Source organism: Pseudomonas amygdali, from assembly GCF_002699855.1.
In the GTDB taxonomy this organism is placed as follows: Bacteria; Pseudomonadota; Gammaproteobacteria; order Pseudomonadales; family Pseudomonadaceae; genus Aquipseudomonas; species Aquipseudomonas amygdali.
Window position 1 is genome coordinate 1 of sequence record NZ_LKBW01000246.1, and the last position, 25,810, is coordinate 25,810.

Below are 25,810 nucleotides of genomic sequence, written 5' to 3' on the forward strand. Positions count from 1 at the left end.
AGTGTGGGGTTTCCCCATGTGAGAGTAGGTCATCGTCAAGATTAAATTCCAGAAACCCTCATCGCTTACGCGTTGAGGGTTTTTGTTTTTCTGCTGCACAAAAACTGCCATGAAAATACGTTTTCGTTTCTATGCAGCATGCCTCTGCGTGGCTATTATGCGCGCCTCATTGCCGGGCGACTCCAAATGCTGACCTTGTTAAAGCTTCTTGCCGATGGTGCATTTCATTCTGGACAGGTATTAGGCAATGCCCTTGGCATAAGCCGCAGTGCGGTCTGGAAGCAGCTTCAGCAGCTTGAAGCTGACCTGGGCATAGAGGTGCATAAAGTGCGCGGACGGGGATATCGACTGGCAACGCCTATTTCGCTTTTAAGCCCCGCTGGCATAGCTCAGTGCGGATTCCCCGCCAGCTGGTCTGTACGCACTTACGACACTATCGACTCAACCAATGCAGAGGCCACGCGTCTGATTGCTCACGGGGCTCCCATGCCTTTACTGGTGGTGGCCGAGCAGCAAACCTCGGGAAGGGGGAGGCGGGGTCGAAAGTGGGTAAGTCCATTTGCCGAGAACCTTTATTACAGTCTGGTCCTGCGCATTGATGGTGGAATGCGTCAGCTGGAAGGTCTCAGCCTTTTGGTCGGATTGGCTGTGATGAACGTACTGCGCGACATTGGGGTTCAAGGCACGGGCCTGAAATGGCCTAATGATGTGCTGGTCGGAAGACAGAAGATTGCTGGCATTTTGCTCGAGCTTGTTGGGGATCCGGCAGACGTTTGTCATGTGATCATCGGGATAGGGGTGAACGTGAACATGCGGTCATCGAGCGAAGTGGATCAGCTATGGACGTCGATTCGACTCGAAACGGGCAGCATTGCTGATCGGAATCGGATTGCAGCCCTTATAAGCAGTCAGCTTGAGTCTCTTCTGGCAGTTCATCGCAAAGAAGGCTTCGTGGCTTTTCAGGATGAGTGGGAGCGCGGACATTTGTGGCAGGGAGCTGCTGTCAGATTGCTTTCAGGCGCTGAGGCAGTTGAAGGGGTAGTGTTGGGGGTCGACTCGCTTGGAGCGTTGCGTTTGGAAGTGAATGGGGTAGAAAAGAGCTTTAGTGGTGGCGAGCTCAGCCTGAGGTTGCGAGATGATTCTTGAGCTCGACTGTGGCAACAGCTTCATCAAGTGGCGGATAACGGCGAAGAACGATGCGGCAGTGATTAGCGGCGGCGTTGTGGACTCCGATGCTGCCTTGCTGATGCACTTGAGTAATCTGCCTGACACATCATTCACTGACTGCCGTCTGGTGAGTGTGCGTAGTGCCGAAGAAACGGCGAGGCTTGTCTCTTTGCTGGCTGACACCTTTTCCGTTGCGCCTGTCTGCGCGGAACCTGCTCAAGAGCTTGCTGGCGTGATAAATGGCTATGACGACTTCGCGCGTCTGGGGCTGGACCGCTGGCTGGCTTTCGTAGGTGCTTACCATCTCGCCAGAAGCGCGTGCCTGGTGATTGATCTGGGAACTGCTGTGACGTCTGATTTTGTCGACGCCGGTGGTGCGCATCTCGGTGGCTTTATCTGTCCTGGAATGCCCTTGATGCGCAATCAGTTGCGTACCCATACCCGTCGCATCAGATATGACGACACAGAGGCTGAAAAAGCCCTTGCCCGTCTTGTTCCAGGGCGTGCAACTGCAGAGGCTGTAGAGCGCGGCTGCTCGTTGATGCTTCGTGGGTTTGCATTGACTCAGATTGAGATAGCGCAGGGGTACTGGGGCAACGATTTTGCTATTTTTGTGACTGGCGGGGATGCTGCGCTGGTTGCGGATGTACTGCCGGGGGCTCGTATTGTTCCTGATCTGGTCTTCGTGGGTCTGGCTCTGGCTTGCCCTTTGCGTTGAGGTCTCTATGCGTTGGTTATTTCTTCTGCTGTTGATGCTTAATGCCTTTTATTACCTCTGGCATCAGCAGGAGGCTCCGCTCAGGGCTAAAGAGGTCATGCCATTGTCCTTGCATCGCGCTCCCCAGCAGGATATTCGCCTGCTTAGTGAGTCGGATGCGGGGCGCATGTCGCATGATGCCGACACGAAGTGCCTGTATGTCGGTGGCTTTGCGAGGCAAGAGGATGCTCGCCTGGTGGAGCAGCGCTTGAACAGTCTGGATATCCAGTCTCAATTTCAGTCGCTGCAAACGAATGGGGCGACGGCCTACTGGTTAAGGATTGCCCCGGAAAGCCGACGTCTTGTGGAGGCAGGTGTGATCAATCAATTGAGTCAGGATTTCCCACAATTAAAAAATCAAATAATGTCGTGCGAGGGCATTGCAACTGCTGAGTAGTTTACATAGAATGGCGCCCGCTTCGCAGCGAGGTGAAAGTCTCGCGAACGGGGTGGTAGTAGTCAGCGCATGTAACCTCAGGTTTTTACTGAGAAAAAGGTTGACAGAAGGGCAGCATGAGTTGAGAATGCTGCCTCGCTTAGGAGGGGTTCCCGAGCGGCCAAAGGGATCAGACTGTAAATCTGACGTCTACGACTTCGAAGGTTCGAATCCTTCCCCCTCCACCAGATTTAGCGCGATCTGCAAATTGCGCGGGTATAGTTTAGTGGTAGAACCTCAGCCTTCCAAGCTGATGATGCGGGTTCGATTCCCGCTACCCGCTCCAGGTTTGTGGTTCATGTATTGTGTTTTGCTCTTGTAGCTCAGTTGGTAGAGCACACCCTTGGTAAGGGTGAGGTCAGCGGTTCAAATCCGCTCAAGAGCTCCATTGCTAAAGGCGGATATGAAAATATCTGCCTTTGTTTTAGGTGGTTGCGCTGTGCGTGATCTGCTTGAAGCTTGTTCGGAGTGCGTCACCTGTAAGGCGCTCCCTGAATAAGGTGTTGAAAAACTCTCGTCAGGTCCGCATAATGGTCGGCCTGATTTTGCTTTTAGGTCAGTAGCTCAATTGGCAGAGCGACGGTCTCCAAAACCGTAGGTTGGGGGTTCGATTCCCTCCTGACCTGCCAGATTTCCTATATGTAATCTGGCTTTCTTTTCACAGGATCTCCGTAGATGAATCCCAAGGCTGAAGCATCAGACTCTCGCTTTGATATGCTGAAGTGGCTCCTGGTAGTCGTTTTGGTTGTCGTGGGTGTTGTCGGTAATCAGTATTATTCTGCTGAGCCGATCCTGTACCGCGTTCTTGCTCTCCTTGTGATTGCTGCTGCAGCTGCATTTGTCGCGCTGCAGACCGGTAAGGGTAAAGCCTTCTTTGTTTTGGCGAAAGAAGCTCGCGCTGAGATTCGTAAAGTCGTATGGCCTACTCGCCAAGAAACCACTCAAACCACGTTGATCGTTGTGGCAGTTGTGCTGGTTATGGCGTTGCTGTTGTGGGGGCTTGATTCCCTGCTCGGCTGGCTTGTTTCCTTGATAGTTGGCTAAGGGTGTCCCGTGGCTAAGCGTTGGTACGTAGTGCATGCTTACTCGGGTTACGAGAAGCATGTCATGCGCTCGTTGATCGAGCGTGTGAAGCTGGCAGGTATGGAAGATGGCTTCGGCGAAATTCTGGTTCCCACTGAAGAAGTGGTTGAAATGCGTAATGGCCAGAAACGCAAAAGCGAACGCAAGTTCTTCCCAGGTTATGTGCTTGTTCAGATGGACATGAATGAGGGTACTTGGCACTTGGTCAAGGACACCCCGCGTGTCATGGGTTTCATCGGCGGTACCGCAGATAAGCCTGCTCCGATCACTGACAAAGAAGCAGAAGCAATTCTGCGTCGCGTTGCTGATGGTAGCGACAAGCCGAAGCCGAAAACGCTGTTCGAGCCGGGTGAGGTTGTTCGTGTCACCGACGGTCCGTTCGCCGATTTCAATGGCACGGTTGAAGAAGTTAACTACGAAAAGAGCCGGATTCAAGTGGCGGTGCTCATTTTCGGACGCTCTACCCCGGTAGAGCTAGAGTTCAGTCAGGTCGAAAAGGCATAACTGAGCTGGAATCCCATACCCCGCAGCCCAAGGCTGTGGGGTTTTTTCGTCACTGGGATATACGCGTAAGTAACCGGGGAGCCTTTATTGGCGCTTGAACCCGTAATTGGAGTGCCTCATGGCCAAGAAGATAACCGCATACATCAAGCTGCAAGTGAAAGCCGCTCAGGCTAACCCAAGCCCGCCAGTTGGTCCTGCTCTGGGTCAGCACGGTGTGAACATCATGGAATTCTGCAAAGCGTTCAACGCCCGTACTCAGGGTATTGAGCCAGGCTTGCCGACTCCGGTGATTATCACTGTATACAGCGACCGTAGCTTCACTTTCGAAACAAAAAGTACCCCTGCATCGGTTCTGCTGAAGAAAGCTGCAGGCTTGACCAGCGGCTCGGCTCGCCCGAACACCGTTAAAGTTGGCACCGTGACTCGTGCTCAGCTGGAAGATATCGCTAAAGCAAAAAACGCGGATCTGACTGCAGCTGACATGGAAGCGGCCGTGCGTACTATCGCCGGTTCCGCTCGTAGCATGGGCCTTAACGTGGAGGGTGTGTAATGGCTAAGCTGACCAAGCGTCAAAAGGCAATCGCCAGCAAGATCGAAGCTGGTAAGTCTTACAATTTCGTAGACGCCGCAGCCCTGCTGACCGAGCTGTCGACCGTCAAGTTCAGCGAGTCTGTAGACGTTGCTGTTAACCTGGGTGTCGATCCTCGTAAGTCCGACCAGGTTGTTCGTAGCGCTACCGTACTGCCGCACGGCACTGGTAAAACTGTACGCGTTGCAGTGTTCACCCAGGGCCCTGCTGTTGAAGCTGCTCTGGCTGCCGGTGCTGATCGCGTTGGTATGGACGATCTGGCTGCTGAAATGAAAGCGGGCGATCTGAACTATGACGTCGTTATCGCTTCCCCGGACGCAATGCGCGTTGTGGGTCAGTTGGGTCAGGTTCTCGGTCCTCGTGGTCTGATGCCTAACCCGAAAGTCGGCACCGTTACTCCTGACGTGGCTAACGCCGTCAAGAACGCCAAGGCTGGTCAGGTTCGTTATCGCACCGACAAAAACGGCATCATCCACACTTCCGTTGGCAAGGTCGGTTTCGACGCTGTCAAGCTGAAGGAAAACGTTGAAGCCCTGATCGCTGACCTTAAGCGTATCAAGCCTGCTTCTTCGAAAGGTATTTACGTCAAGCGCATCACCCTGAGCACCACTATGGGCCCAGGCCTGGTCATCGACCAGGGTTCGTTGGAAGCGTAAGACAGAAGCGGTGCGGTTTTGACGCCGTACCGTTTGAAAGATTGGGGTCCCTGCCTGGCGGGGGGCTATCCAAGACCGTAGGCGACGCAAGTCTTAAACCACCAAGCCTACGCAGATGGTGCTCCCGGTTCCTTACCGAATCAGACACCAAAACGACATCTGACTCCGGTCGGATGAAACGGTAACAAGCAGGAGTTAAACCCGTGGCAATTAAACTCGAAGACAAGAAGGCCATCGTCGCTGAAGTCAACGAGGCTGCCAAAGCTGGTCTGTCCGCTGTCGTGGCTGATGCCCGTGGTGTGACGGTCGGCGCTATGACCGGACTCCGTAAAGAGGCTCGTGAAGCTGGCGTTTACGTACGTGTTGTACGTAACACCCTGCTCAAGCGCGCTGTTGCTGACACTGAATTCAGTGTCCTCAACGACGTGTTCACTGGCCCGACCTTGATTGCGTTCTCCAACGAACATCCTGGCGCTGCTGCCCGTCTGTTCAAGGAATTCGCCAAAGGTCAGGACAAGTTCGAGATCAAGGCAGCTGCGTTCGAGGGCAAGTTCCTCGCAGCTAATCAGATCGATGTATTGGCAAGCCTGCCGACCCGTAACGAAGCAATTTCTCAGCTGATGAGCGTGATTCAAGGCGCTACCAGCAAGTTGGCTCGTACTCTGGCGGCTGTTCGCGACCAAAAAGAAGCAGCTGCAGCCTAAGGCTGAGTCAGATCTTTTCGCGTATTTTTGTTTATTTTGATGGTCGCGTAGGCCGTCCCCCAATTCAGGAAATTGAGTCATGTCCATCTCTCAAGACGATATCCTTAACGCCGTAGCTGAAATGTCCGTTCTGCAGGTTGTAGAGCTGATCAAGGCGTTCGAAGAGAAGTTCGGCGTTACCGCTGCTGCCGGTTCGGCTGGTCCAGCTGTTGCTGCTGCTGTTGTTGAAGAACAAACTGAATTCAACGTCATGCTGCTGGAAGCTGGCGAGAAGAAAGTTAACGTGATCAAGGCAGTACGTGAACTGACCGGTCTGGGCCTGAAAGAAGCCAAGGCAGTCGTTGACGGCGCGCCAGCAATGGTACTGGAAGCTGTTGCCAAAGACGCAGCTGACAAAGCCAAAGCTACTCTGGAAGAAGCAGGCGCTAAAGTCGATCTGAAATAAGCATCGACTTTGAGTGTCCAGCCCACGCGATTAGCGAAAGGCTGATGGCTGGTGGCTTTTGCCACCGGCCTTTTTCCGTTATAGACGATTGGCGCTGTCAACGTTTGTAATGTGCGGTATCCACCGATGGCGGTGGCGCAAACCAAGGGGTTTGCAAGATTTTCTGGCTGCTTCCGTCGGGAGGGAGCCAAACAAGCAGGTGACCAAGCTGGGGAACGCTGATGGCTTACTCATATACTGAGAAAAAACGTATCCGCAAGGACTTTAGCAAGTTGCCGGACGTAATGGATGTGCCGTATCTCTTGGCCATCCAGCTGGATTCGTATCGCGAATTCCTGCAGGCGGGAGCGACCAAAGATCAGTTCCGCGACGTCGGTCTGCATGCAGCCTTCAAATCCGTTTTCCCGATCATCAGCTACTCCGGCAATGCTGCGCTGGAGTATGTAGGTTATCGCTTGGGCGAACCGGCATTTGATGTCAAGGAATGCGTGCTGCGCGGTGTGACTTATGCAGTACCTCTGCGGGTCAAGGTCCGTCTGATCATTTTCGACAAAGAATCGTCGAACAAAGCGATCAAGGACATCAAAGAGCAGGAAGTCTACATGGGTGAAATCCCCCTGATGACTGAAAACGGTACCTTTGTAATCAATGGCACCGAGCGCGTTATCGTGTCTCAGCTTCACCGCTCGCCTGGCGTATTCTTCGACCACGACCGTGGCAAGACGCACAGCTCCGGTAAGCTGCTTTACTCCGCTCGTATCATTCCTTACCGCGGTTCGTGGCTGGACTTCGAGTTCGATCCGAAAGACTGCGTATTCGTCCGTATCGACCGTCGTCGCAAGCTGCCTGCATCCGTACTTCTGCGCGCTCTGGGTTATACCACCGAGCAAGTGCTCGATGCTTTCTACACCACCAACGTATTCCATGTGCGCGGCGAAAACCTGAGCCTGGAACTGGTGCCTCAGCGCCTGCGTGGTGAAATTGCCGTTCTGGATATTCTGGACGACAAGGGCAAGGTCATTGTCGAGCAGGGTCGCCGTATTACCGCTCGTCACATCAACCAGCTGGAAAAAGCCGGGATCAAAGAGCTGGAAGTACCTCTGGACTACGTCCTGGGTCGTACTACTGCCAAGGTCATCGTGCATCCGGCAACCGGTGAGATCATTGCCGAGTGCAACACCGAGCTGAACACTGAAATCCTGGCCAAGATCGCCAAGGCTCAGGTCGTTCGCATCGAAACGTTGTACACCAACGACATCGACTGCGGTCCGTTCGTCTCTGACACGCTGAAGATCGACTCCACCAGCAACCAACTGGAAGCGCTGGTCGAGATCTATCGCATGATGCGTCCTGGCGAGCCGCCAACCAAGGATGCCGCTGAAACACTGTTCAACAACCTGTTCTTCAGTCCTGAGCGTTACGACCTGTCTGCTGTAGGCCGGATGAAGTTCAACCGTCGTATCGGTCGTACCGAAATCGAAGGCTCGGGCGTGCTGTGCAAGGAAGACATCGTAGCGGTCCTCAAGACCCTCGTTGATATCCGTAACGGCAAAGGCATCGTCGATGACATCGACCACCTCGGTAACCGTCGCGTTCGTTGCGTTGGCGAGATGGCCGAGAACCAGTTCCGTGTTGGTTTGGTCCGTGTCGAGCGCGCTGTCAAAGAGCGCCTGTCCATGGCAGAAAGCGAAGGCCTGATGCCTCAGGACCTGATCAACGCCAAGCCTGTTGCGGCGGCGGTCAAGGAATTCTTCGGTTCCAGCCAGCTTTCCCAGTTCATGGACCAGAACAACCCGCTGTCCGAGATCACTCACAAGCGCCGTGTTTCTGCACTCGGCCCTGGCGGTCTGACGCGTGAGCGTGCTGGTTTTGAAGTTCGAGACGTTCACCCGACTCACTACGGCCGTGTTTGCCCGATCGAGACGCCGGAAGGTCCGAACATCGGTCTGATCAACTCCCTGGCGGCCTATGCCCGCACCAACCAGTACGGCTTCCTTGAGAGCCCGTACCGCGTGGTCAAGGAAGGTCTGGTCACCGAAGAGATCGTCTTCCTTTCGGCGATCGAAGAAGCGGACCACGTCATTGCTCAGGCTTCGGCTGCAATGAACGACAAGCAAGAGCTGATCGACGAGCTGGTTGCTGTGCGTCACTTGAACGAATTCACCGTCANGGTTGTGTCGGTAGCCGCATCGCTGATCCCGTTCCTCGAGCACGATGACGCCAACCGCGCATTGATGGGTTCGAACATGCAGCGTCAGGCTGTACCGACCCTGCGTGCCGACAAGCCGCTGGTAGGTACTGGCATGGAGCGCAACGTTGCCCGCGACTCCGGCGTTTGCGTCGTGGCTCGTCGTGGTGGCGTGATCGACTCTGTCGACGCCAGCCGTATCGTTGTTCGCGTTGCTGATGACGAAGTAGAAACAGGTGAAGCAGGTGTAGATATCTACAACCTGACCAAATACACCCGTTCGAACCAGAACACCTGCATCAACCAGCGTCCGCTGGTTAGCAAGGGTGACCGTGTTCAGCGTAGCGACATCATGGCCGACGGTCCGTCCACCGATATGGGTGAGCTGGCTCTGGGTCAGAACATGCGCATCGCGTTCATGGCCTGGAACGGTTTCAACTTCGAAGACTCCATCTGCCTCTCCGAGCGTGTAGTTCAAGAAGACCGCTTCACCACGATCCACATTCAGGAACTGACCTGTGTGGCTCGCGACACCAAGCTTGGGCCTGAAGAGATCACCGCCGACATCCCGAACGTGGGTGAAGCGGCTCTGAACAAGCTGGACGAAGCCGGTATCGTTTATGTAGGTGCCGAAGTTGGCGCTGGTGACATCCTGGTGGGCAAGGTCACTCCGAAAGGCGAGACCCAGCTGACTCCGGAAGAAAAACTGTTGCGCGCGATTTTCGGTGAGAAAGCAAGCGACGTTAAAGATACTTCCCTGCGCGTGCCGACCGGCACCAAGGGTACTGTCATTGACGTTCAGGTCTTCACCCGTGATGGCGTCGAGCGTGATGCGCGTGCCCTGTCCATCGAGAAGTCGCAACTCGACGAGATCCGTAAGGATCTGAACGAAGAGTTCCGTATTGTCGAAGGCGCTACTTTCGAACGTCTGCGCTCTGCGCTGGTGGGTCGTGTAGCCGAAGGCGGTGCTGGCCTCAAGAAAGGTCAGGAAATCACCAACGAAGTGCTTGATGGTCTTGAGCATGGTCAGTGGTTCAAACTGCGCATGGCTGAAGATGCTCTGAATGAGCAGCTTGAGAAAGCTCAGGCCTACATCGTTGATCGTCGCCGTCTTCTGGATGACAAGTTCGAAGACAAGAAACGCAAACTGCAGCAAGGCGATGACCTGGCTCCAGGCGTTCTGAAAATCGTCAAGGTCTACCTGGCAATCCGTCGTCGCATCCAGCCGGGCGACAAGATGGCCGGTCGTCACGGTAACAAGGGTGTGGTCTCCGTGATCATGCCGGTTGAAGACATGCCGCACGATGCCAATGGCACGCCGGTCGATATCGTCCTCAACCCGCTGGGCGTACCTTCGCGTATGAACGTTGGTCAGATTCTCGAAACTCACCTGGGCCTCGCGGCCAAAGGTCTGGGCGAGAAGATCAACCGCATGCTTGAAGAGCAGCGTAAAGTTGCTGAGCTGCGTAAGTTCCTCAACGAGATCTATAACGAAATCGGCGGTCGTCAGGAGTCTCTGGAAGACCTCACCGACAACGAGATTCTGGACCTCGCGAAGAACCTGCGTAACGGCGTACCGATGGCTACCCCGGTTTTCGACGGTGCCAAGGAAAGCGAAATCAAGGCAATGCTCAAGCTGGCAGATATGCCGGAAAGCGGCCAGATGCAGCTGTTCGACGGTCGTACCGGCAACAAGTTTGAACGTGCTGTAACGGTTGGCTACATGTACATGCTGAAGCTGAACCACTTGGTGGACGACAAGATGCACGCGCGTTCCACTGGTTCGTACAGCCTGGTTACCCAGCAGCCGCTGGGTGGTAAGGCACAGTTCGGTGGTCAGCGTTTCGGGGAGATGGAAGTGTGGGCGCTGGAAGCATACGGCGCGGCGTACACTCTGCAGGAAATGCTCACAGTGAAGTCGGACGATGTGAACGGTCGTACCAAGATGTACAAAAACATCGTGGACGGCGATCACCGTATGGAGCCGGGCATGCCCGAGTCTTTCAACGTGTTGATCAAAGAAATCCGTTCGCTCGGAATCGATATCGATCTGGAAACCGAATAACACGTGACGCGAATCGGGGGCAGGGCGGTATTGCCTGCTCCCTGCTCCGCCAGGAGGAAAAGCCTTGAAAGACCTACTGAATTTGCTGAAAAACCAGGGTCAAGTCGAAGAGTTCGACGCAATCCGTATCGGACTTGCATCGCCTGAGATGATCCGCTCTTGGTCGTTTGGTGAAGTTAAAAAGCCGGAAACCATCAACTACCGTACGTTCAAGCCTGAGCGTGACGGTCTGTTCTGCGCCAAGATCTTTGGCCCGGTAAAAGATTACGAGTGCCTGTGCGGTAAGTACAAGCGCCTGAAGCACCGTGGTGTCATCTGCGAAAAATGCGGTGTTGAAGTAGCACTGGCCAAGGTTCGTCGCGAGCGCATGGCTCACATCGAGCTGGCTTCGCCGGTTGCTCACATCTGGTTCCTGAAATCGCTGCCGTCCCGTATCGGTTTGCTGATGGACATGACCCTGCGTGATATCGAACGTGTTCTCTACTTCGAGAGCTATGTCGTTATCGATCCAGGCATGACTACCCTTGAAAAAGGTCAGCTGCTGAACGACGAGCAATACTTCGAAGCCCTCGAAGAGTTCGGTGATGACTTCGACGCCCGCATGGGTGCCGAGGCTGTCCGCGAACTGCTGCACGCTATTGATCTGGAGCACGAAATTGGCCGTCTGCGTGAAGAAATTCCGCAAACCAATTCCGAAACCAAAATCAAGAAGCTGTCCAAGCGTCTGAAATTGATGGAAGCCTTCCAGGGTTCCGGCAACCTCCCTGAGTGGATGGTGCTGACCGTTCTGCCGGTTCTACCGCCAGATCTGCGTCCTCTGGTTCCGCTTGACGGTGGCCGTTTCGCGACGTCCGACCTCAACGATCTGTATCGTCGAGTGATCAACCGTAACAACCGTCTGAAGCGTCTGCTGGATCTGTCTGCTCCCGACATCATCGTGCGCAACGAAAAGCGCATGCTGCAGGAAGCGGTCGATGCGCTGCTCGACAACGGTCGTCGCGGTCGTGCGATCACGGGTTCGAACAAGCGTCCTCTGAAGTCCCTGGCTGACATGATCAAGGGTAAGCAGGGTCGTTTCCGTCAGAACTTGCTCGGTAAGCGCGTTGACTACTCGGGCCGTTCGGTAATTACCGTAGGTCCGACCCTGCGTCTGCACCAGTGCGGTCTGCCGAAAAAAATGGCTCTCGAGCTGTTCAAGCCGTTCATCTTCGGCAAGCTGGAAATGCGTGGCCTGGCCACGACTATCAAAGCTGCCAAGAAGATGGTCGAGCGCGAGCTGCCAGAGGTCTGGGACGTTCTTGCTGAAGTAATTCGCGAACACCCGGTGCTTCTGAACCGCGCGCCAACGCTTCACCGTCTGGGCATCCAGGCGTTTGAACCAGTACTGATCGAAGGTAAGGCTATTCAGCTGCACCCGCTGGTCTGTGCTGCGTACAACGCCGACTTCGACGGCGACCAGATGGCCGTTCACGTACCTTTGACGCTGGAAGCCCAGCTCGAAGCGCGTGCACTGATGATGTCGACCAACAACATTCTGTCGCCAGCCAACGGTGAGCCAATCATCGTCCCTTCGCAGGACGTTGTACTGGGTCTGTATTACATGACTCGTGAAGCGATCAACGCCAAGGGCGAAGGTCGTGTGTTTGCGGACCTGCAGGAAGTCGACCGCGTATTCCGCGCCGGCGAAGCGGCTCTGCATGCCAAGGTCAAGGTTCGTATCCACGAAACGGTCAACGACCGTGACGGTGGCAGCGTCAAGAACACCCGTATCGTCGACACCACTGTCGGCCGTGCGCTGCTGTTCCAGGTGGTTCCGGCCGGCCTGTCCTACGACGTCGTCAACCAGCCTATGAAGAAGAAGGCGATCTCCAAGCTGATCAACCAGTGCTACCGCGTGGTTGGTTTGAAAGAGACCGTGATCTTCGCTGACCAGTTGATGTACACCGGTTTTGCCTACTCGACCATTTCGGGTGTTTCCATCGGCGTTAACGACTTCGTTATCCCGGATGAAAAAGCTCGCATCATCGACGCGGCCACCGAAGAAGTTAAAGAGATCGAAAGTCAGTACGCCTCCGGCCTGGTAACCCAGGGCGAGAAGTACAACAAGGTGATCGACCTCTGGTCCAAGGCCAACGACGAAGTGTCCAAGGCAATGATGTCGAACCTCTCGAAAGAGAAGGTCATCGATCGTCATGGCGTCGAAGTTGACCAGGAATCCTTCAACTCGATGTACATGATGGCTGACTCCGGTGCGCGTGGTTCTGCTGCCCAGATTCGTCAGTTGGCTGGTATGCGTGGTCTGATGGCCAAGCCTGACGGCTCCATCATCGAAACGCCGATTACTGCGAACTTCCGTGAAGGTTTGAGCGTACTTCAGTACTTCATCTCCACTCACGGTGCTCGTAAGGGTCTTGCGGATACCGCACTGAAAACCGCTAACTCCGGTTATCTGACTCGCCGTCTGGTAGACGTTGCTCAGGATCTGGTCGTTACCGAGGTGGATTGCGGTACCGAGCACGGTCTGCTGATGACGCCGCACATTGAAGGCGGTGACGTTGTAGAGCCGCTGGGTGAGCGCGTACTGGGTCGGGTTATCGCCCGTGACGTGTTCAAGCCGGGCACAGAAGACGTCATCGTTCCTGCTGGTACACTGGTAGACGAGAAGTGGGTCGAGTTCATCGAGCTGAACAGCATCGACGAAGTGATCGTTCGCTCGCCAATCAGCTGTGAAACGCGCTACGGCATCTGTGCCAAGTGCTACGGTCGCGACCTGGCTCGCGGTCACCAGGTTAACATCGGTGAAGCTGTCGGCGTAATCGCTGCACAGTCGATCGGTGAGCCGGGTACCCAGCTGACAATGCGTACGTTCCACATTGGTGGTGCGGCAAGCCGGACCTCGGCAGCCGACAGCGTTCAGGTGAAGAATGGCGGTACTGTCCGTCTTCACAACCTGAAGCACGTTGAGCGTGTTGACGGTCACCTGGTTGCGGTATCCCGCTCTGGTGAACTCGCCATCGCTGATGACTTCGGTCGCGAGCGTGAGCGTTACAAGCTGCCATACGGTGCAGTGATTTCGGTGAAGGAAGGCGACAAGGTCGACGCTGGTTCGATCGCGGCCAAGTGGGATCCGCACACTCACCCAATCGTTACCGAGATGAAAGGTACTGTAACCTACGTCGGCATGGAAGAAGGCATCACGATCAAGCGTCAGACAGACGAATTGACCGGTATGACCAACATTGAAGTGCTTGACGCCAAAGACCGTCCGGCTGCCGGCAAGGACATCCGTCCTGCTGTGAAGATGGTCGGTCTGGATGGCAAGGATCTGCTGTTGCCGGGTACTGACGTACCTGCTCAGTACTTCCTGCCGGCAAACGCCCTGGTCGGTGTGGCTGACGGTGCGCAGATCGCGATCGGTGATGTTATCGCACGTATTCCGCAGGAAACTTCGAAGACTCGTGACATCACCGGTGGTCTGCCGCGTGTTGCCGACCTGTTCGAAGCCCGTCGTCCGAAAGAGGCGTCGATCCTTGCAGAAGTCAGCGGTACCATCGCATTCGGTAAAGAGACCAAGGGCAAGCGCCGTCTGGTCATTACCCCGAACGACGGTAGCGATCCGTACGAAGAGCTGATTCCGAAGTGGCGTCACCTGAACGTCTTCGAAGGCGAACAAGTGAACCGCGGCGAAGTTATCTCCGACGGTCCTAGCGATCCACACGACATCCTGCGTCTGCTGGGTGTGAGTGCGCTGGCCAAGTACATCGTCAACGAGATTCAGGATGTATACCGCCTGCAAGGTGTGAAGATCAACGACAAGCACATCGAGACGATTCTGCGTCAGATGTTGCGCAAGGTTGAAATTGCCGAGTCTGGCGATTCCAGTTTCATCAAGGGCGACCAGATGGAATTGACTCACGTACTGGTAGAAAACGAGCGTCTGAGCACGGAAGACAAGTTTGTCTCCAAGTTCACTCGCGTGTTGCTGGGTATCACCAAGGCATCGCTGTCCACCGAGTCGTTCATCTCCGCGGCCTCCTTCCAGGAGACAACCCGCGTGCTGACCGAGGCGGCTGTGACTGGCAAGCGCGATTATCTGCGCGGCCTGAAGGAAAACGTGGTTGTGGGTCGTCTGATCCCGGCCGGTACCGGTCTGGCTTATCACAGCGAGCGCAAGCGTCGTCGTGAAATGGACAAACCGACCCGTGTCAGCGCGAGCGAAGTAGAAGCCGCTCTGACTGAAGCGTTGAACTCCAGCGGTAATTGAGACTAAAGCCTCGGCATTTTCATCTGGCAGACAGCACGTTTTCGTGTTGTTTGCCTCTTGAGGATGTCGGGGTTTTGTCTTGACTGGGGGCGGGATCCTCTTTAGACTCTTGTACCCCTAAATTTGGCTGGGCTTGTGCCCTGTCATTTGCTTTTCTTGTAAGACAATAGCGTCGCAAGACAACAGTGGAGCTAGTAGATGGCAACTATCAACCAGCTGGTACGTCAGCCGCGTAAGCGTATCGTCGAGAAATCCGACGTGCCTGCGCTGCAGAACTGCCCGCAACGTCGCGGTGTGTGCACTCGTGTGTATACCACCACGCCGAAAAAACCTAACTCGGCATTGCGTAAAGTCTGCCGTGTGCGCCTGACCAACGGTTTCGAGGTTTCCTCGTACATCGGTGGTGAAGGTCACAACCTGCAAGAGCACAGCGTGGTACTGATCCGTGGCGGTCGTGTAAAAGACTTGCCAGGTGTTCGTTATCACACCGTTCGTGGTTCTCTGGATACTTCCGGCGTTAAAGGCCGTAACCAGGGTCGCTCGAAATACGGTACCAAGAAGCCTAAGTAGTTTTTGGCTTCTGTGTGAAATTGCAGATTTCTATTTTTCTGAGTCGATAAGAGTAAGGTCGGGCGCATCCCTTGCAGGATGGTGGTCCCGAGCTAACCTGAAGACCGTTTGAGGGCTTATCCATGCCAAGAAGACGCGTAGCAGCCAAGCGCGAAGTGCTTGACGATCCAAAATACGGCAGCCAGATCCTGGCCAAGTTCATGAACCACGTTATGGAAAGCGGCAAGAAAGCCGTTGCCGAGCGTATCGTTTATGGCGCGCTGGAAAAGGTTAAAGAACGCAAGAACAGCGACCCCCTGGAAATCTTCGAGAAAGCTCTCGACGCCATCGCTCCGCTGGTCGAAGTAAAGTCGCGCCGTGTAGGCGGTGCTACTTACCAGGTTCCTGTCGAAGTTCGTCCGTCCCGTCGTAATGCTCTGGCAATGCGTTGGCTGGTAGACTTCGCGCGCAAGCGCGGTGAGAAGTCAATGGCGCTGCGTTTGGCTGGCGAACTGCTGGACGCCGCCGAAGGTAAAGGTGCTGCGGTCAAGAAGCGTGAAGACGTGCACCGTATGGCTGAGGCCAACAAGGCTTTCTCGCACTACCGCTTCTAATTTCAGCGTCACTAATTTTGCGAGGGCTTTATGGCTCGTACTACTCCGATTGGCCGCTACCGTAACATTGGTATCGTTGCTCACGTGGATGCTGGTAAAACCACCACCACCGAGCGCGTCCTTTTTTACACCGGCAAAAGCCACAAAATGGGCGAGGTGCATGACGGCGCCGCGACCACGGACTGGATGGTTCAGGAGCAGGAGCGTGGTATTACCATTACTTCTGCTGCTATTACTGCCTTCTGGCAGGGTTCCGAGAAGCAACACAAAGACCAATACCGTTTCAACGTTATTGACACCCCGGGCCACGTTGACTTCACCATTGAAGTTGAGCGTTCCCTGCGTGTACTCGACGGCGCGGTCGTTGTGTTCTGTGGCACTTCCGGCGTAGAACCGCAGTCCGAAACCGTATGGCGTCAGGCCAACAAGTACGGTGTTCCACGTATCGTTTACGTGAACAAGATGGACCGTGCTGGTGCAAACTTTCTGCGCGTAATCGCTCAGATCAAGCAGCGTCTGGGCCACACCCCGGTGCCGATCCAGTTGGCCATTGGTGCCGAAGACAACTTCCAGGGTCAGATCGATCTGATGTCCATGGAAGCTGTTTACTGGAACGATGCCGACAAGGGTATGGTTCCACGTCGTGAGCCTATCCCTGCTGAACTGCAGGAGCTGGCTGACGAGTGGCGCAGCAACATGGTTGAGGCTGCTGCCGAAGCCAGTGAAGAGCTGATGAACAAGTACCTCGAAGGTGAAGAGCTCACCAACGAGGAAATCAAGGCCGCTCTGCGTCAGCGTACTATCGCTGGTGAGATCGTTCTTGCTGTTTGCGGTTCTTCCTTCAAGAACAAGGGTGTTCCCCTGGTTCTCGACGCCGTGATCGACTACCTGCCGGCTCCTACCGACATTCCAGCTATCAAGGGTTCCGATCCTGATAACGAAGAAGTCCTGATGGAGCGTCATGCAGACGACAACGAGCCGTTCTCGGCTTTGGCGTTCAAGATCGCTACCGACCCATTCGTGGGTACCTTGACTTTCGTCCGCGTTTACTCGGGCGTGTTGGCATCCGGCGACGGCGTGATCAACTCGGTGAAAGGCAAGAAAGAGCGTGTGGGTCGTATGGTGCAAATGCACGCAAACGCCCGCGAAGAAATCAAGGAAGTTCGCGCTGGTGACATCGCGGCCTTGATCGGCATGAAGGACGTCACCACTGGTGAAACCTTGTGCAACGCTGACAAGCCAATCATCCTGGTTCGCATGGACTTCCCGGAGCCGGTTATTTCGGTTGCCGTTGAGCCAAAAACCAAGGATGACCAGGAAAAAATGGGTATCGCTCTGGGCAAACTTGCTCAGGAAGACCCTTCTTTCCGCGTCAAGACTGATGAAGAGACTGGTCAAACGATCATCTCTGGCATGGGCGAGCTGCACCTGGACATCCTGGTTGACCGGATGCGCCGTGAGTTCAACGTCGAAGCCAACATCGGCAAGCCTCAGGTTTCCTATCGTGAGCGCATCACGAAGAATTGTGAAATCGAAGGCAAGTTCGTTCGTCAATCCGGCGGTCGTGGCCAGTTCGGTCACTGCTGGATCCGTTTTGCACCTGCTGACGAAGGTCAGGAAGGTCTGCAATTCGTAAACGAAGTGGTAGGTGGTGTTGTTCCCAAGGAATACATCCCGGCTATCCAGAAGGGTATCGAAGAGCAGATGAAGAACGGCGTTGTTGCCGGCTATCCGCTGATCGGCCTGAAGGCTACCGTGTTTGATGGTTCCTACCATGACGTCGACTCGAACGAGATGGCGTTTAAGGTGGCTGCTTCCATGGCGACCAAGCAACTGGCCCAGAAGGGCGGTGGTGAGTTGCTTGAGCCGATCATGGCGGTAGAGGTTGTTACGCCTGAAGACTATATGGGTGACGTGATGGGCGACCTTAACCGTCGTCGCGGCATGATCCTGGGTATGGAAGATACGGTGTCCGGCAAAGTAATTCGTGCCGAGGTTCCGTTGGGTGAGATGTTCGGTTATGCGACCGACGTTCGCTCCATGTCCCAAGGTCGCGCAAGCTACTCTATGGAATTCAAAAAATACAATACAGCTCCGTCGCACATCGTCGAAACTGTAACCAAAAAACAAGGCTGATTCAGCGCCTTTAGGCTAGGAGTTATTTGTCGTGGCTAAAGAAAAATTTGATCGTTCCCTCCCGCACGTCAACGTTGGCACCATTGGTCACGTTGACCACGGTAAAACCACGCTGACCGCTGCTCTGACTCGCGTCTGCTCCGAAGTTTTCGGTTCGGCTCGTGTTGACTTCGACAAGATCGACAGCGCACCGGAAGAAAAAGCTCGTGGTATCACCATCAATACTGCGCACGTTGAATACAACTCGCTGACCCGTCACTACGCTCACGTTGACTGCCCAGGTCACGCTGACTACGTGAAGAACATGATCACCGGTGCTGCCCAGATGGACGGCGCTATCCTGGTTTGTTCGGCTGCTGATGGTCCGATGCCACAAACTCGTGAGCACATCCTGCTGTCCCGTCAGGTAGGCGTTCCGTACATCGTGGTCTTCCTGAACAAGGCTGACCTGGTAGACGACGCTGAGCTGCTGGAACTGGTTGAGATGGAAGTGCGCGATCTGCTGAGCACTTACGATTTCCCGGGCGACGACACTCCGATCATCATCGGTTCTGCTCGTATGGCTCTGGAAGGCAAAGACGACAACGAAATGGGCACCACTGCCGTTCGTAAACTGGTTGAAACACTGGACAGCTACATCCCAGAGCCAGTTCGTCTGACCGACAAGCCATTCCTGATGCCAATCGAAGACGTGTTCTCGATCTCCGGTCGCGGTACTGTTGTGACCGGTCGTGTTGAGCGCGGTATCGTCAAGGTTCAGGATCCACTGGAAATCGTTGGTCTGCGTGACACTACCGTTACCACCTGCACCGGTGTTGAAATGTTCCGCAAACTGCTCGACGAAGGTCGTGCTGGCGAGAACTGCGGCGTTCTGCTGCGTGGTACCAAGCGTGACGACGTTGAGCGTGGCCAGGTTCTGGTCAAGCCAGGCACCGTCAAGCCGCACACTCAGTTCGAAGCTGAAATCTACGTTCTGAGCAAAGAAGAAGGCGGTCGTCACACTCCGTTCTTCAAAGGCTACCGTCCACAGTTCTACTTCCGTACTACCGACGTAACTGGTAGCTGCGAACTGCCGGAAGGCGTAGAAATGGTTATGCCAGGTGATAACGTTAAAGTTTCCGTTACCCTGATCAAGCCAATCGCAATGGAAGACGGTCTGCGTTTCGCAATCCGTGAAGGCGGTCGTACCGTCGGCGCTGGCGTCGTGGCCAAAATCATCGCGTAAGCGTTGATTCCCCAAAAGAGCCCCCGCAACGCGGGGGCTTTTTTATTGGGTTGACACCTAGTGAGGTCGTCTATAGAATTGCGCCTCCTTTTAACGGGCGTATTGCGCTCGGTGGGAACAGCAATCTGGAGTCTGAATCCAATGCAAAACCAGCAAATCCGTATCAGGTTGAAGGCTTTTGACCATCGCCTGATCGACCAATCAACCCAGGAAATCGTGGAAACCGCGAAACGTACTGGTGCACAGGTGCGTGGTCCGATTCCACTGCCGACTCGTAAAGAGCGGTTCACCGTTCTGGTTTCTCCGCACGTCAACAAAGACGCGCGCGACCAGTATGAGATCCGTACTCACAAGCGTGTTCTGGACATTGTTCAGCCAACGGAAAAAACCGTTGATGCGCTTATGAAGCTTGATCTTGCGGCCGGTGTGGAAGTTCAGATCAGCCTCGGCTAAGACTTGGGTCTTAGTCGTGTAACGCTCTGAAATGGGCGGCCATAGCGGGTGAAAGCCCCGTACACTCATGAGGTTTACAACATGACTATTGGTGTAGTCGGTCGTAAATGCGGTATGACCCGTATTTTCACCGAAGAAGGTGTCTCCATTCCGGTCACGGTCATTGAGATCGAGCCGAATCGCGTCACTCAGTTCAAAACCGAAGAAACCGATGGCTATCGTGCAGTGCAAGTCACTGTCGGCGAGCGTCGTGCTTCGCGTGTTACAGCCGCTCAGGCTGGCCACTTCGCTAAGGCGAACGTTGCCGCCGGTCGTACCGTCATGGAATTCCGTCTTGAAGAGGGCGACTACCAGGCTGGCGATCAGATCAACGCTGAAATCTTCGCCGCTGGTCAACTGGTTGATGTAACCGGTCAGTCCAAGGGTAAAGGCTTCCAGGGTACGATCAAGCGTTGGAATTTCCGTGGTCAAGACAATACCCACGGTAACTCCGTCTCCCACCGCGTCCCAGGCTCTATCGGCCAGTGCCAGACTCCTGGTCGTGTATTCAAGGGCAAAAAAATGTCCGGTCATATGGGCGCTGAGCGCGTGACCGTGCAGTCCCTGGAAGTAGTGCGCGTGTACGCTGAACGCAATCTGTTGTTGGTCAAGGGTGCTGTTCCTGGCGCTACTGGCGGCAACCTGGTTGTACGTCCGGCAGCCAAGGCTCGCGGTTAAGGGGAAGCTGACATGCAATTAAATGTAAATGACGCTCAGGCAATCGAAGTTTCCGAACTGACATTTGGCGGCGAATTCAACGAGACGCTGGTTCACCAGGCGGTCGTGGCCTACATGGCTGGCGGTCGTCAGGGCAGCAAGCAGCAAAAGACCCGTTCCGACGTTCGTGGTGGCGGTAAGCGCCCTTGGCGTCAGAAAGGCACTGGCCGTGCTCGTGCCGGTACTATCCGTAGCCCAATCTGGCGTGGCGGCGGTACCACTTTCGCAGCTCGTCCTCAGGATCACACTCAGAAGCTCAACAAGAAGATGTATCGCGCTGCTTTGCGCTCCATCCTTGCTGAACTGGTTCGTACTGATCGTCTGGTCGTGGTTCAGGACTTCGCTGTTGAAGCACCGAAAACCAAAGATCTGCTGAACAAGCTGACTGGCATGGGCCTGACTGACGTCCTGATCGTGTCTGACGCTGTTGACCAGAATCTGTACCTGGCTGCTCGTAACCTGCCACACGTTGATGTACGTGATGTTCAAGGTTCCGATCCAGTTAGTCTGATCGCATACGACAAGGTGTTGATCACCGTGTCGGCCGTGAAGAAATTCGAGGAGCTGCTGGGATGAACCAGGAACGCGTATTTAAAGTTCTGCTTGGCCCGCACGTTTCCGAAAAGGCTACGGTTCTTGCAGACAAAAAAGGTCAGTTCGTTTTCAAGGTTGCTACTGACGCAACCAAGCTGGAAATCAAGAAGGCCGTCGAAAGCCTGTTCAGCGTGAAAGTAGAGCGTGTTACTACCCTGAACGTTCTGGGTAAGAGCAAGCGCACTGCTCGCGGTCTGGGCAAGCGTAATGACTGGAAGAAGGCAGTTATCTCCCTTCAGCCAGGCCAAGATCTCGATTTCAGCAGCAGTGCTGAGTAAGGAAGGGGTGCATCATGGCAATCGTTAAATGCAAACCGACTTCCCCTGGCCGCCGTTTTGTGGTCAAGGTGGTCAACCAGGAGCTGCATAAAGGCGCTCCTCACGCACCGCTGCTCGAGAAAAAATCGAAGTCTGGTGGTCGTAACAACAATGGTCGTATTACTACCCGTCATATCGGTGGTGGCCATAAGCAGCATTATCGTTTGGTCGACTTCCGTCGCAACGACAAGGATGGCATCGCTGCCACCGTCGAGCGTATCGAATACGATCCAAACCGTACTGCTCACATTGCTCTGCTGCTTTACGCAGACGGCGAGCGCCGCTACATCATCGCCCCTAAAGGCGTGAGTGCTGGCGACCAGCTGATTGCAGGTGCTCTGTCACCAATCAAGCCGGGCAACGCTCTTCAACTGCGCAACATTCCAGTTGGTAGCACCGTACACGGCATCGAACTGAAGCCAGGTAAAGGCGCACAGATCGCTCGTTCCGCTGGTGCCTCGGCACAGCTGATCGCTCGTGAAGGCGTGTACGTAACCCTGCGTCTTCGCTCCGGTGAAATGCGTAAAGTACTGTCTGAGTGCCGTGCAACGCTGGGCGAAGTCTCGAATTCCGAGCACAGCCTTCGTTCGCTGGGTAAAGCGGGTGCCAAACGCTGGCGTGGCGTTCGCCCAACCGTTCGTGGTGTTGCCATGAACCCGGTTGACCACCCACATGGTGGTGGTGAAGGTCGTACCTCTGGTGGTCGTCATCCGGTATCGCCGTGGGGCTTCCCGACTAAGGGCGCGAAGACTCGTGGTAATAAGCGTACCGACAAAATGATCGTCCGTCGTCGCAACTAAATAGAGGGATACGACAGTGCCACGTTCTCTGAAAAAAGGTCCTTTTATTGATCTTCACCTACAGAAGAAGATCGAAGTGGCGGCGGAAAAGAACGATCGCAAACCAGTTAAAACCTGGTCGCGTCGTTCGATGATCCTGCCACAAATGGTCGGTCTGACCATTGCACTGCATAACGGTCGTCAACATGTTCCAGTTCTCGTGAACGAAGACATGGTCGGCCATAAACTAGGCGAGTTTGCCGGTACCCGCACATATCGTGGGCACGTGGCAGACAAGAAAGCCAAGCGTTAAGGGGTAAGGAACGATGGAAGTAGCCGCTAAGTTGTCGGGCGCTCGAATCTCCGCCCAGAAAGCCCGCTTGGTCGCCGACCAGATCCGCGGGAAGAAGGTGGGCGAAGCGCTCAACCTGTTGGCTTTCAGCAGTAAGAAAGCCGCCGAGATCCTGAAGAAAGTGCTGGAGTCGGCTGTAGCCAACGCCGAGCATAACGAAGGCGCAGACGTTGATGACCTTAAGGTCTCCACCGTTTTCGTCAACGAAGGGCGTTCGCTGAAGCGCATCATGCCACGTGCTAAAGGCCGTGCTGATCGCATCGTCAAGCGGTCTTGCCATATCACTGTCAAGGTTGCTGACAAGTAACGGAGTCGAAGAGATGGGTCAGAAAGTACATCCCATTGGCATTCGCCTGGGAATCGTCAAGGAGCACACCTCCGTCTGGTACGCAGACGGTCGGACTTATGCGGACTATTTGTTCGCTGATCTGAAAGTGCGTGAGTACCTCCAAGACAAATTAAAAAGCGCGTCCGTCAGCCGTATCGATATCCATCGTCCGGCTCAGACAGCACGTATCACCATCCACACCGCTCGTCCAGGTATCGTTATCGGGAAGAAAGGTGAAGATGTTGAGAAACTGCGTCAGGACCTGACCAAGCAAATGGGTGTGCCTGTGCACATCAATATCGAAGAGATCCGTAAGCCGGAGCTCGACGGTATGCTGGTTGCGCAGAGCGTAGCTCAGCAGCTGGAGCGTCGTGTAATGTTCCGTCGCGCTATGAAGCGCGCTGTTCAGAACGCCATGCGCATTGGTGCCAAAGGCATCAAAATCCAAGTGAGCGGTCGTCTCGGCGGTGCTGAAATCGCACGTACTGAATGGTATCGCGAAGGTCGTGTGCCACTGCACACCCTGCGTGCCGACATCGACTATGCCAACTACGAAGCTCACACCACTTACGGTGTGATCGGTGTAAAGGTTTGGATCTTCAAAGGCGAAGTAATTGGTGGTCGCCAAGAAGAACTGAAACCACAAGCACCAGCGCCTCGTAAAAAAGCTGCTAAGTAAGGGGTACGCCAAATGTTGCAACCAAAGCGTACGAAGTTCCGCAAGCAGATGACCGGCCACAACCGTGGTCTGGCACTGCGCGGTAGCAAAGTCAGCTTCGGCGAGTTCGCGCTGAAGTCTGTTGCTCGTGGTCGTCTCACCGCTCGTCAGATCGAGTCAGCGCGTCGTGCTCTGACCCGTCACGTTAAACGTGGCGGCAAGATCTGGATCCGTGTGTTCCCGGACAAGCCTGTTACCAAAAAGCCACTCGAAGTTCGGATGGGTAAAGGTAAGGGTAACGTGGAGTACTGGGTTGCCCAGATTCAGCCAGGCAAAGTCCTGTATGAAATCGAGGGTGTTACTGAAGAGCTGGCGCGTGAGGCTTTCGCCCTGGCTGCTGCAAAGCTGCCGCTCGCCACCTCCTTTGTTAAGCGGACGGTGATGTGATGAAAGCGAATGAACTTCGTGAAAAATCAGCACAGCAGCTGAACGAGCAACTGCTCGGCCTGCTGCGCGACCAGTTCAATCTGCGTATGCAGAAAGCAACTGGCCAGTTGGGGCAGTCTCATCTGCTCTCGCAAGTTAAGCGTGACATCGCTCGCGTGAAAACTGTGCTCAACCAGCAGGCAGGTAAGTAATCATGGCTGAAGCCGAAAAAACTGTCCGTACGCTGACTGGCCGTGTTGTCAGCGACAAGATGGACAAGACCATCACCGTTCTGATCGAGCGTCGCGTAAAGCACCCGATCTACGGTAAATACGTTAAGCGTTCGACTAAGCTGCACGCGCACGACGAAACCAACCAATGCCATATCGGCGACAAGGTCACGATTCGTGAAACTCGTCCGGTAGCCAAGACCAAGTCTTGGGCGTTGGTTGATATCCTCGAACGCGCTGTGGAAGTCTAAGGGCTAGGGGTCGGAGAAATTATATGATTCAGACTCAATCCATGCTCGATGTGGCCGATAACAGCGGCGCACGCCGCGTTATGTGCATCAAGGTGCTGGGTGGCTCCCATCGTCGTTACGCTGGTATCGGTGACATCATCAAAGTGACCGTCAAGGAAGCAATTCCGCGCGGTAAGGTGAAAAAAGGCCAGGTGATGACTGCAGTTGTAGTCCGCACTCGCCACGGTGTTCGTCGTGCAGACGGCTCCATCATCCGCTTTGACGGCAACGCTGCTGTTCTGTTGAACAACAAGCAAGAGCCGATCGGTACCCGTATCTTTGGGCCAGTGACCCGGGAACTTCGTACTGAGAAGTTCATGAAGATCGTCTCGCTCGCCCCTGAAGTGCTTTAAGGAGATCCGACATGCAAAAGATTCGTCGTGACGACGAGATCATCGTGATCGCCGGCAAAGACAAAGGTAAGCGCGGTAAGGTGCTCAAGGTTCTCGCTGACGACCGTCTGGTCGTTGGTGGGATCAACCTGGTGAAGCGTCATACCAAACCAAACCCGATGTCGGGCGTACAGGGCGGTATCGTCGAGAAAGAAGCGCCACTGCACGCTTCCAATGTCGCCATTTTCAACGGCGCAACCAACAAGGCTGACCGCGTTGGTTTCAAAGTTGAAGACGGCAAGAAAATTCGTGTCTTCAAGTCGACCCAAAAAGCGGTTGATGCTTGAACACTGCTAGGTAGAAGACCATGGCACGACTAAAAGAGATTTACCGGAAGGAAATCGCTCCGAAACTTAAGGAAGAACTTAAGCTTTCGAACGTGATGGAAGTTCCGCGCGTTACCAAAATCACCCTGAACATGGGTCTGGGCGAAGCGATCGGCGACAAAAAAGTCATCGAGCACGCTGTTGCTGACCTGGAAAAGATCACCGGTCAAAAAGTCGTTGTGACTTACGCTCGGAAATCCATCGCTGGCTTTAAAGTCCGCGAAGGTTGGCCGATCGGCGTCAAAGTGACTCTGCGCCGCGATCGTATGTATGAATTCCTGGATCGTCTGCTGTCGATCTCCCTGCCTCGGGTTCGCGACTTCCGCGGCCTGAATGCCAAGTCCTTCGATGGTCGTGGTAACTACAGCATGGGCGTGAAAGAGCAGATCATTTTCCCGGAAATCGACTACGACAAGATCGATGCTCTCCGCGGTCTGGACATTACCCTGACCACCACTGCCAAGAACGATGACGAAGGCCGCGCATTGCTGCGTGCTTTCAAATTCCCGTTCCGCAACTGATTGGAG

29 protein-coding genes and 4 tRNA genes are annotated in these 25,810 nt (G+C 54.7%); all 33 read left to right on the forward strand.

Going from position 1 to position 25,810, the window contains the following annotated elements; translation table 11 throughout:
- The first annotated feature begins 186 nt into the window (after nt 1-186).
- The 33 genes from birA to rplE all read left to right on the forward strand — a co-directional run bounded on the left by birA (nt 187) and on the right by rplE (nt 25,804).
- A complete protein-coding gene (birA, locus tag AO277_RS15430) occupies nt 187-1,146 on the forward strand; it encodes a bifunctional biotin--[acetyl-CoA-carboxylase] ligase/biotin operon repressor BirA (protein WP_044317560.1) in 960 nt (319 codons plus the stop codon).
- Nucleotides 1,136-1,885, forward strand: a complete 750-nt coding sequence (locus tag AO277_RS15435) for a pantothenate kinase (protein ID WP_044317530.1) — start codon at nt 1,136-1,138, stop codon at nt 1,883-1,885. Before birA ends, AO277_RS15435 begins: the two co-directional genes overlap by 11 nt.
- Nucleotides 1,886-1,892: 7 nt before the next feature.
- Complete coding sequence (locus AO277_RS15440; protein ID WP_005745989.1) at nt 1,893-2,321, forward strand: hypothetical protein; 429 nt, start codon at nt 1,893-1,895, stop codon at nt 2,319-2,321.
- 142 nt (nt 2,322-2,463) lie between these two features.
- Nucleotides 2,464-2,548 (forward strand) — tRNA-Tyr (locus AO277_RS15445).
- Nucleotides 2,549-2,572: 24 nt separating this feature from the next.
- A tRNA-Gly gene (locus AO277_RS15450) sits at nt 2,573-2,646 on the forward strand.
- A 26-nt stretch (nt 2,647-2,672) separates the two neighbouring features.
- Nucleotides 2,673-2,748, forward strand: a tRNA-Thr gene (locus AO277_RS15455).
- A 165-nt stretch (nt 2,749-2,913) separates the two neighbouring features.
- Nucleotides 2,914-2,989: transfer RNA gene (locus AO277_RS15460), tRNA-Trp, on the forward strand.
- Nucleotides 2,990-3,035: 46 nt separating this feature from the next.
- Nucleotides 3,036-3,404 carry a preprotein translocase subunit SecE gene (gene secE, locus AO277_RS15465; protein WP_002555502.1) on the forward strand — a complete coding sequence of 123 codons (369 nt, stop codon included), beginning with the start codon at nt 3,036-3,038 and terminating at the stop codon, nt 3,402-3,404.
- A gap of 9 nt (nt 3,405-3,413) precedes the next feature.
- A complete protein-coding gene (nusG, locus tag AO277_RS15470) occupies nt 3,414-3,947 on the forward strand; it encodes a transcription termination/antitermination protein NusG (protein ID WP_002555501.1) in 534 nt (177 codons plus the stop codon).
- A 118-nt stretch (nt 3,948-4,065) separates the two neighbouring features.
- A complete protein-coding gene (gene rplK / locus AO277_RS15475) occupies nt 4,066-4,497 on the forward strand; it encodes a 50S ribosomal protein L11 (protein ID WP_002555500.1) in 432 nt (143 codons plus the stop codon).
- The gene (rplA, locus tag AO277_RS15480; RefSeq protein WP_044317529.1) at nt 4,497-5,192 is read left to right on the forward strand and encodes a 50S ribosomal protein L1; all 696 of its coding nucleotides are present in this window, start codon (nt 4,497-4,499) and stop codon (nt 5,190-5,192) included. The genes rplK and rplA overlap by 1 nt, the downstream gene beginning before the upstream one ends.
- A gap of 203 nt (nt 5,193-5,395) precedes the next feature.
- Nucleotides 5,396-5,896 (forward strand): 50S ribosomal protein L10, encoded by a 501-nt coding sequence (rplJ, locus tag AO277_RS15485; RefSeq protein ID WP_002555498.1) that lies wholly within the window; start codon nt 5,396-5,398, stop codon nt 5,894-5,896.
- A 79-nt stretch (nt 5,897-5,975) separates the two neighbouring features.
- Nucleotides 5,976-6,341, forward strand: a complete 366-nt coding sequence (gene rplL, locus AO277_RS15490) for a 50S ribosomal protein L7/L12 (RefSeq protein ID WP_044317528.1) — start codon at nt 5,976-5,978, stop codon at nt 6,339-6,341.
- Nucleotides 6,342-6,562: 221 nt separating this feature from the next.
- Nucleotides 6,563-10,594 (forward strand): DNA-directed RNA polymerase subunit beta, encoded by a 4,032-nt coding sequence (gene rpoB / locus AO277_RS15495; protein ID WP_099259065.1) that lies wholly within the window; start codon nt 6,563-6,565, stop codon nt 10,592-10,594.
- A 64-nt stretch (nt 10,595-10,658) separates the two neighbouring features.
- Nucleotides 10,659-14,858 (forward strand): DNA-directed RNA polymerase subunit beta', encoded by a 4,200-nt coding sequence (gene rpoC, locus AO277_RS15500; protein WP_044317527.1) that lies wholly within the window; start codon nt 10,659-10,661, stop codon nt 14,856-14,858.
- Between the two features lie 198 nt (nt 14,859-15,056).
- Nucleotides 15,057-15,428 carry a 30S ribosomal protein S12 gene (rpsL, locus tag AO277_RS15505; RefSeq protein ID WP_002555494.1) on the forward strand — a complete coding sequence of 124 codons (372 nt, stop codon included), beginning with the start codon at nt 15,057-15,059 and terminating at the stop codon, nt 15,426-15,428.
- A gap of 122 nt (nt 15,429-15,550) precedes the next feature.
- On the forward strand, nt 15,551-16,021 hold the full coding sequence (gene rpsG, locus AO277_RS15510; RefSeq protein ID WP_002555493.1) for a 30S ribosomal protein S7: 471 nt from the start codon (nt 15,551-15,553) through the stop codon (nt 16,019-16,021).
- 30 nt (nt 16,022-16,051) lie between these two features.
- The gene (gene fusA / locus AO277_RS15515; protein ID WP_004666356.1) at nt 16,052-18,157 is read left to right on the forward strand and encodes an elongation factor G; all 2,106 of its coding nucleotides are present in this window, start codon (nt 16,052-16,054) and stop codon (nt 18,155-18,157) included.
- A 31-nt stretch (nt 18,158-18,188) separates the two neighbouring features.
- Nucleotides 18,189-19,382 carry an elongation factor Tu gene (gene tuf / locus AO277_RS15520; protein WP_004658287.1) on the forward strand — a complete coding sequence of 398 codons (1,194 nt, stop codon included), beginning with the start codon at nt 18,189-18,191 and terminating at the stop codon, nt 19,380-19,382.
- 141 nt (nt 19,383-19,523) lie between these two features.
- Nucleotides 19,524-19,835: a 30S ribosomal protein S10 gene (gene rpsJ / locus AO277_RS15525; RefSeq protein ID WP_002555491.1), complete on the forward strand. Its 312-nt coding sequence runs from the start codon at nt 19,524-19,526 to the stop codon at nt 19,833-19,835.
- An 81-nt stretch (nt 19,836-19,916) separates the two neighbouring features.
- Nucleotides 19,917-20,552, forward strand: a complete 636-nt coding sequence (rplC, locus tag AO277_RS15530) for a 50S ribosomal protein L3 (RefSeq protein ID WP_044317526.1) — start codon at nt 19,917-19,919, stop codon at nt 20,550-20,552.
- Between the two features lie 12 nt (nt 20,553-20,564).
- Nucleotides 20,565-21,167, forward strand: a complete 603-nt coding sequence (rplD, locus tag AO277_RS15535) for a 50S ribosomal protein L4 (protein ID WP_002555489.1) — start codon at nt 20,565-20,567, stop codon at nt 21,165-21,167.
- Complete coding sequence (rplW, locus tag AO277_RS15540; RefSeq protein WP_002555488.1) at nt 21,164-21,463, forward strand: 50S ribosomal protein L23; 300 nt, start codon at nt 21,164-21,166, stop codon at nt 21,461-21,463. Before rplD ends, rplW begins: the two co-directional genes overlap by 4 nt.
- A 14-nt stretch (nt 21,464-21,477) precedes the next feature.
- Complete coding sequence (rplB, locus tag AO277_RS15545; RefSeq protein ID WP_044317525.1) at nt 21,478-22,302, forward strand: 50S ribosomal protein L2; 825 nt, start codon at nt 21,478-21,480, stop codon at nt 22,300-22,302.
- 16 nt (nt 22,303-22,318) lie between these two features.
- Entirely contained in the window at nt 22,319-22,594 is a 276-nt protein-coding gene (gene rpsS, locus AO277_RS15550; RefSeq protein ID WP_044317524.1) for a 30S ribosomal protein S19, read from the forward strand.
- A 13-nt stretch (nt 22,595-22,607) separates the two neighbouring features.
- Entirely contained in the window at nt 22,608-22,940 is a 333-nt protein-coding gene (gene rplV, locus AO277_RS15555; RefSeq protein WP_002555485.1) for a 50S ribosomal protein L22, read from the forward strand.
- 13 nt (nt 22,941-22,953) lie between these two features.
- Nucleotides 22,954-23,640: a 30S ribosomal protein S3 gene (rpsC, locus tag AO277_RS15560; protein ID WP_003176422.1), complete on the forward strand. Its 687-nt coding sequence runs from the start codon at nt 22,954-22,956 to the stop codon at nt 23,638-23,640.
- A gap of 12 nt (nt 23,641-23,652) precedes the next feature.
- Nucleotides 23,653-24,066, forward strand: a complete 414-nt coding sequence (gene rplP / locus AO277_RS15565) for a 50S ribosomal protein L16 (RefSeq protein ID WP_002555482.1) — start codon at nt 23,653-23,655, stop codon at nt 24,064-24,066.
- On the forward strand, nt 24,066-24,257 hold the full coding sequence (rpmC, locus tag AO277_RS15570; protein ID WP_002555481.1) for a 50S ribosomal protein L29: 192 nt from the start codon (nt 24,066-24,068) through the stop codon (nt 24,255-24,257). The genes rplP and rpmC overlap by 1 nt, the downstream gene beginning before the upstream one ends.
- Nucleotides 24,258-24,259: 2 nt before the next feature.
- Complete coding sequence (gene rpsQ, locus AO277_RS15575) at nt 24,260-24,526, forward strand: 30S ribosomal protein S17 (RefSeq protein WP_002555480.1); 267 nt, start codon at nt 24,260-24,262, stop codon at nt 24,524-24,526.
- Nucleotides 24,527-24,549: 23 nt separating this feature from the next.
- Nucleotides 24,550-24,918 (forward strand): 50S ribosomal protein L14, encoded by a 369-nt coding sequence (gene rplN, locus AO277_RS15580; RefSeq protein WP_002555479.1) that lies wholly within the window; start codon nt 24,550-24,552, stop codon nt 24,916-24,918.
- An 11-nt stretch (nt 24,919-24,929) separates the two neighbouring features.
- On the forward strand, nt 24,930-25,244 hold the full coding sequence (gene rplX / locus AO277_RS15585) for a 50S ribosomal protein L24 (RefSeq protein WP_002555478.1): 315 nt from the start codon (nt 24,930-24,932) through the stop codon (nt 25,242-25,244).
- 20 nt (nt 25,245-25,264) lie between these two features.
- Complete coding sequence (rplE, locus tag AO277_RS15590) at nt 25,265-25,804, forward strand: 50S ribosomal protein L5 (protein WP_002555477.1); 540 nt, start codon at nt 25,265-25,267, stop codon at nt 25,802-25,804.
- The last annotated feature ends 6 nt before the right edge of the window (nt 25,805-25,810 follow it).

Excerpts from the sequence above, each read along its gene's own strand:
- AO277_RS15440 (WP_005745989.1), top strand. The coding sequence starts at position 1,893 with ATGCGTTGGTTATTTCTTCTGCTGTTGATGCTTAATGCCTTTTATTAC.
- rplP (WP_002555482.1), top strand. The coding sequence starts at position 23,653 with ATGTTGCAACCAAAGCGTACGAAGTTCCGCAAGCAGATGACCGGCCAC.
- fusA (WP_004666356.1), top strand. The coding sequence starts at position 16,052 with ATGGCTCGTACTACTCCGATTGGCCGCTACCGTAACATTGGTATCGTT.
- rpsQ (WP_002555480.1), top strand. The coding sequence starts at position 24,260 with ATGGCTGAAGCCGAAAAAACTGTCCGTACGCTGACTGGCCGTGTTGTC.
- rpmC (WP_002555481.1), top strand. The coding sequence starts at position 24,066 with ATGAAAGCGAATGAACTTCGTGAAAAATCAGCACAGCAGCTGAACGAG.
- rpsC (WP_003176422.1), top strand. The coding sequence starts at position 22,954 with ATGGGTCAGAAAGTACATCCCATTGGCATTCGCCTGGGAATCGTCAAG.
- rpsJ (WP_002555491.1), top strand. The coding sequence starts at position 19,524 with ATGCAAAACCAGCAAATCCGTATCAGGTTGAAGGCTTTTGACCATCGC.
- rplA (WP_044317529.1), top strand. The coding sequence starts at position 4,497 with ATGGCTAAGCTGACCAAGCGTCAAAAGGCAATCGCCAGCAAGATCGAA.
- rplN (WP_002555479.1), top strand. The coding sequence starts at position 24,550 with ATGATTCAGACTCAATCCATGCTCGATGTGGCCGATAACAGCGGCGCA.
- rplK (WP_002555500.1), top strand. The coding sequence starts at position 4,066 with ATGGCCAAGAAGATAACCGCATACATCAAGCTGCAAGTGAAAGCCGCT.
- rpsL (WP_002555494.1), top strand. The coding sequence starts at position 15,057 with ATGGCAACTATCAACCAGCTGGTACGTCAGCCGCGTAAGCGTATCGTC.
- rplD (WP_002555489.1), top strand. The coding sequence starts at position 20,565 with ATGCAATTAAATGTAAATGACGCTCAGGCAATCGAAGTTTCCGAACTG.
- AO277_RS15435 (WP_044317530.1), top strand. The coding sequence starts at position 1,136 with ATGATTCTTGAGCTCGACTGTGGCAACAGCTTCATCAAGTGGCGGATA.
- secE (WP_002555502.1), top strand. The coding sequence starts at position 3,036 with ATGAATCCCAAGGCTGAAGCATCAGACTCTCGCTTTGATATGCTGAAG.
- birA (WP_044317560.1), top strand. The coding sequence starts at position 187 with ATGCTGACCTTGTTAAAGCTTCTTGCCGATGGTGCATTTCATTCTGGA.
- rplL (WP_044317528.1), top strand. The coding sequence starts at position 5,976 with ATGTCCATCTCTCAAGACGATATCCTTAACGCCGTAGCTGAAATGTCC.
- rplC (WP_044317526.1), top strand. The coding sequence starts at position 19,917 with ATGACTATTGGTGTAGTCGGTCGTAAATGCGGTATGACCCGTATTTTC.
- rplB (WP_044317525.1), top strand. The coding sequence starts at position 21,478 with ATGGCAATCGTTAAATGCAAACCGACTTCCCCTGGCCGCCGTTTTGTG.
- rpsG (WP_002555493.1), top strand. The coding sequence starts at position 15,551 with ATGCCAAGAAGACGCGTAGCAGCCAAGCGCGAAGTGCTTGACGATCCA.
- rplV (WP_002555485.1), top strand. The coding sequence starts at position 22,608 with ATGGAAGTAGCCGCTAAGTTGTCGGGCGCTCGAATCTCCGCCCAGAAA.
- rplX (WP_002555478.1), top strand. The coding sequence starts at position 24,930 with ATGCAAAAGATTCGTCGTGACGACGAGATCATCGTGATCGCCGGCAAA.
- rplE (WP_002555477.1), top strand. The coding sequence starts at position 25,265 with ATGGCACGACTAAAAGAGATTTACCGGAAGGAAATCGCTCCGAAACTT.
- rplW (WP_002555488.1), top strand. The coding sequence starts at position 21,164 with ATGAACCAGGAACGCGTATTTAAAGTTCTGCTTGGCCCGCACGTTTCC.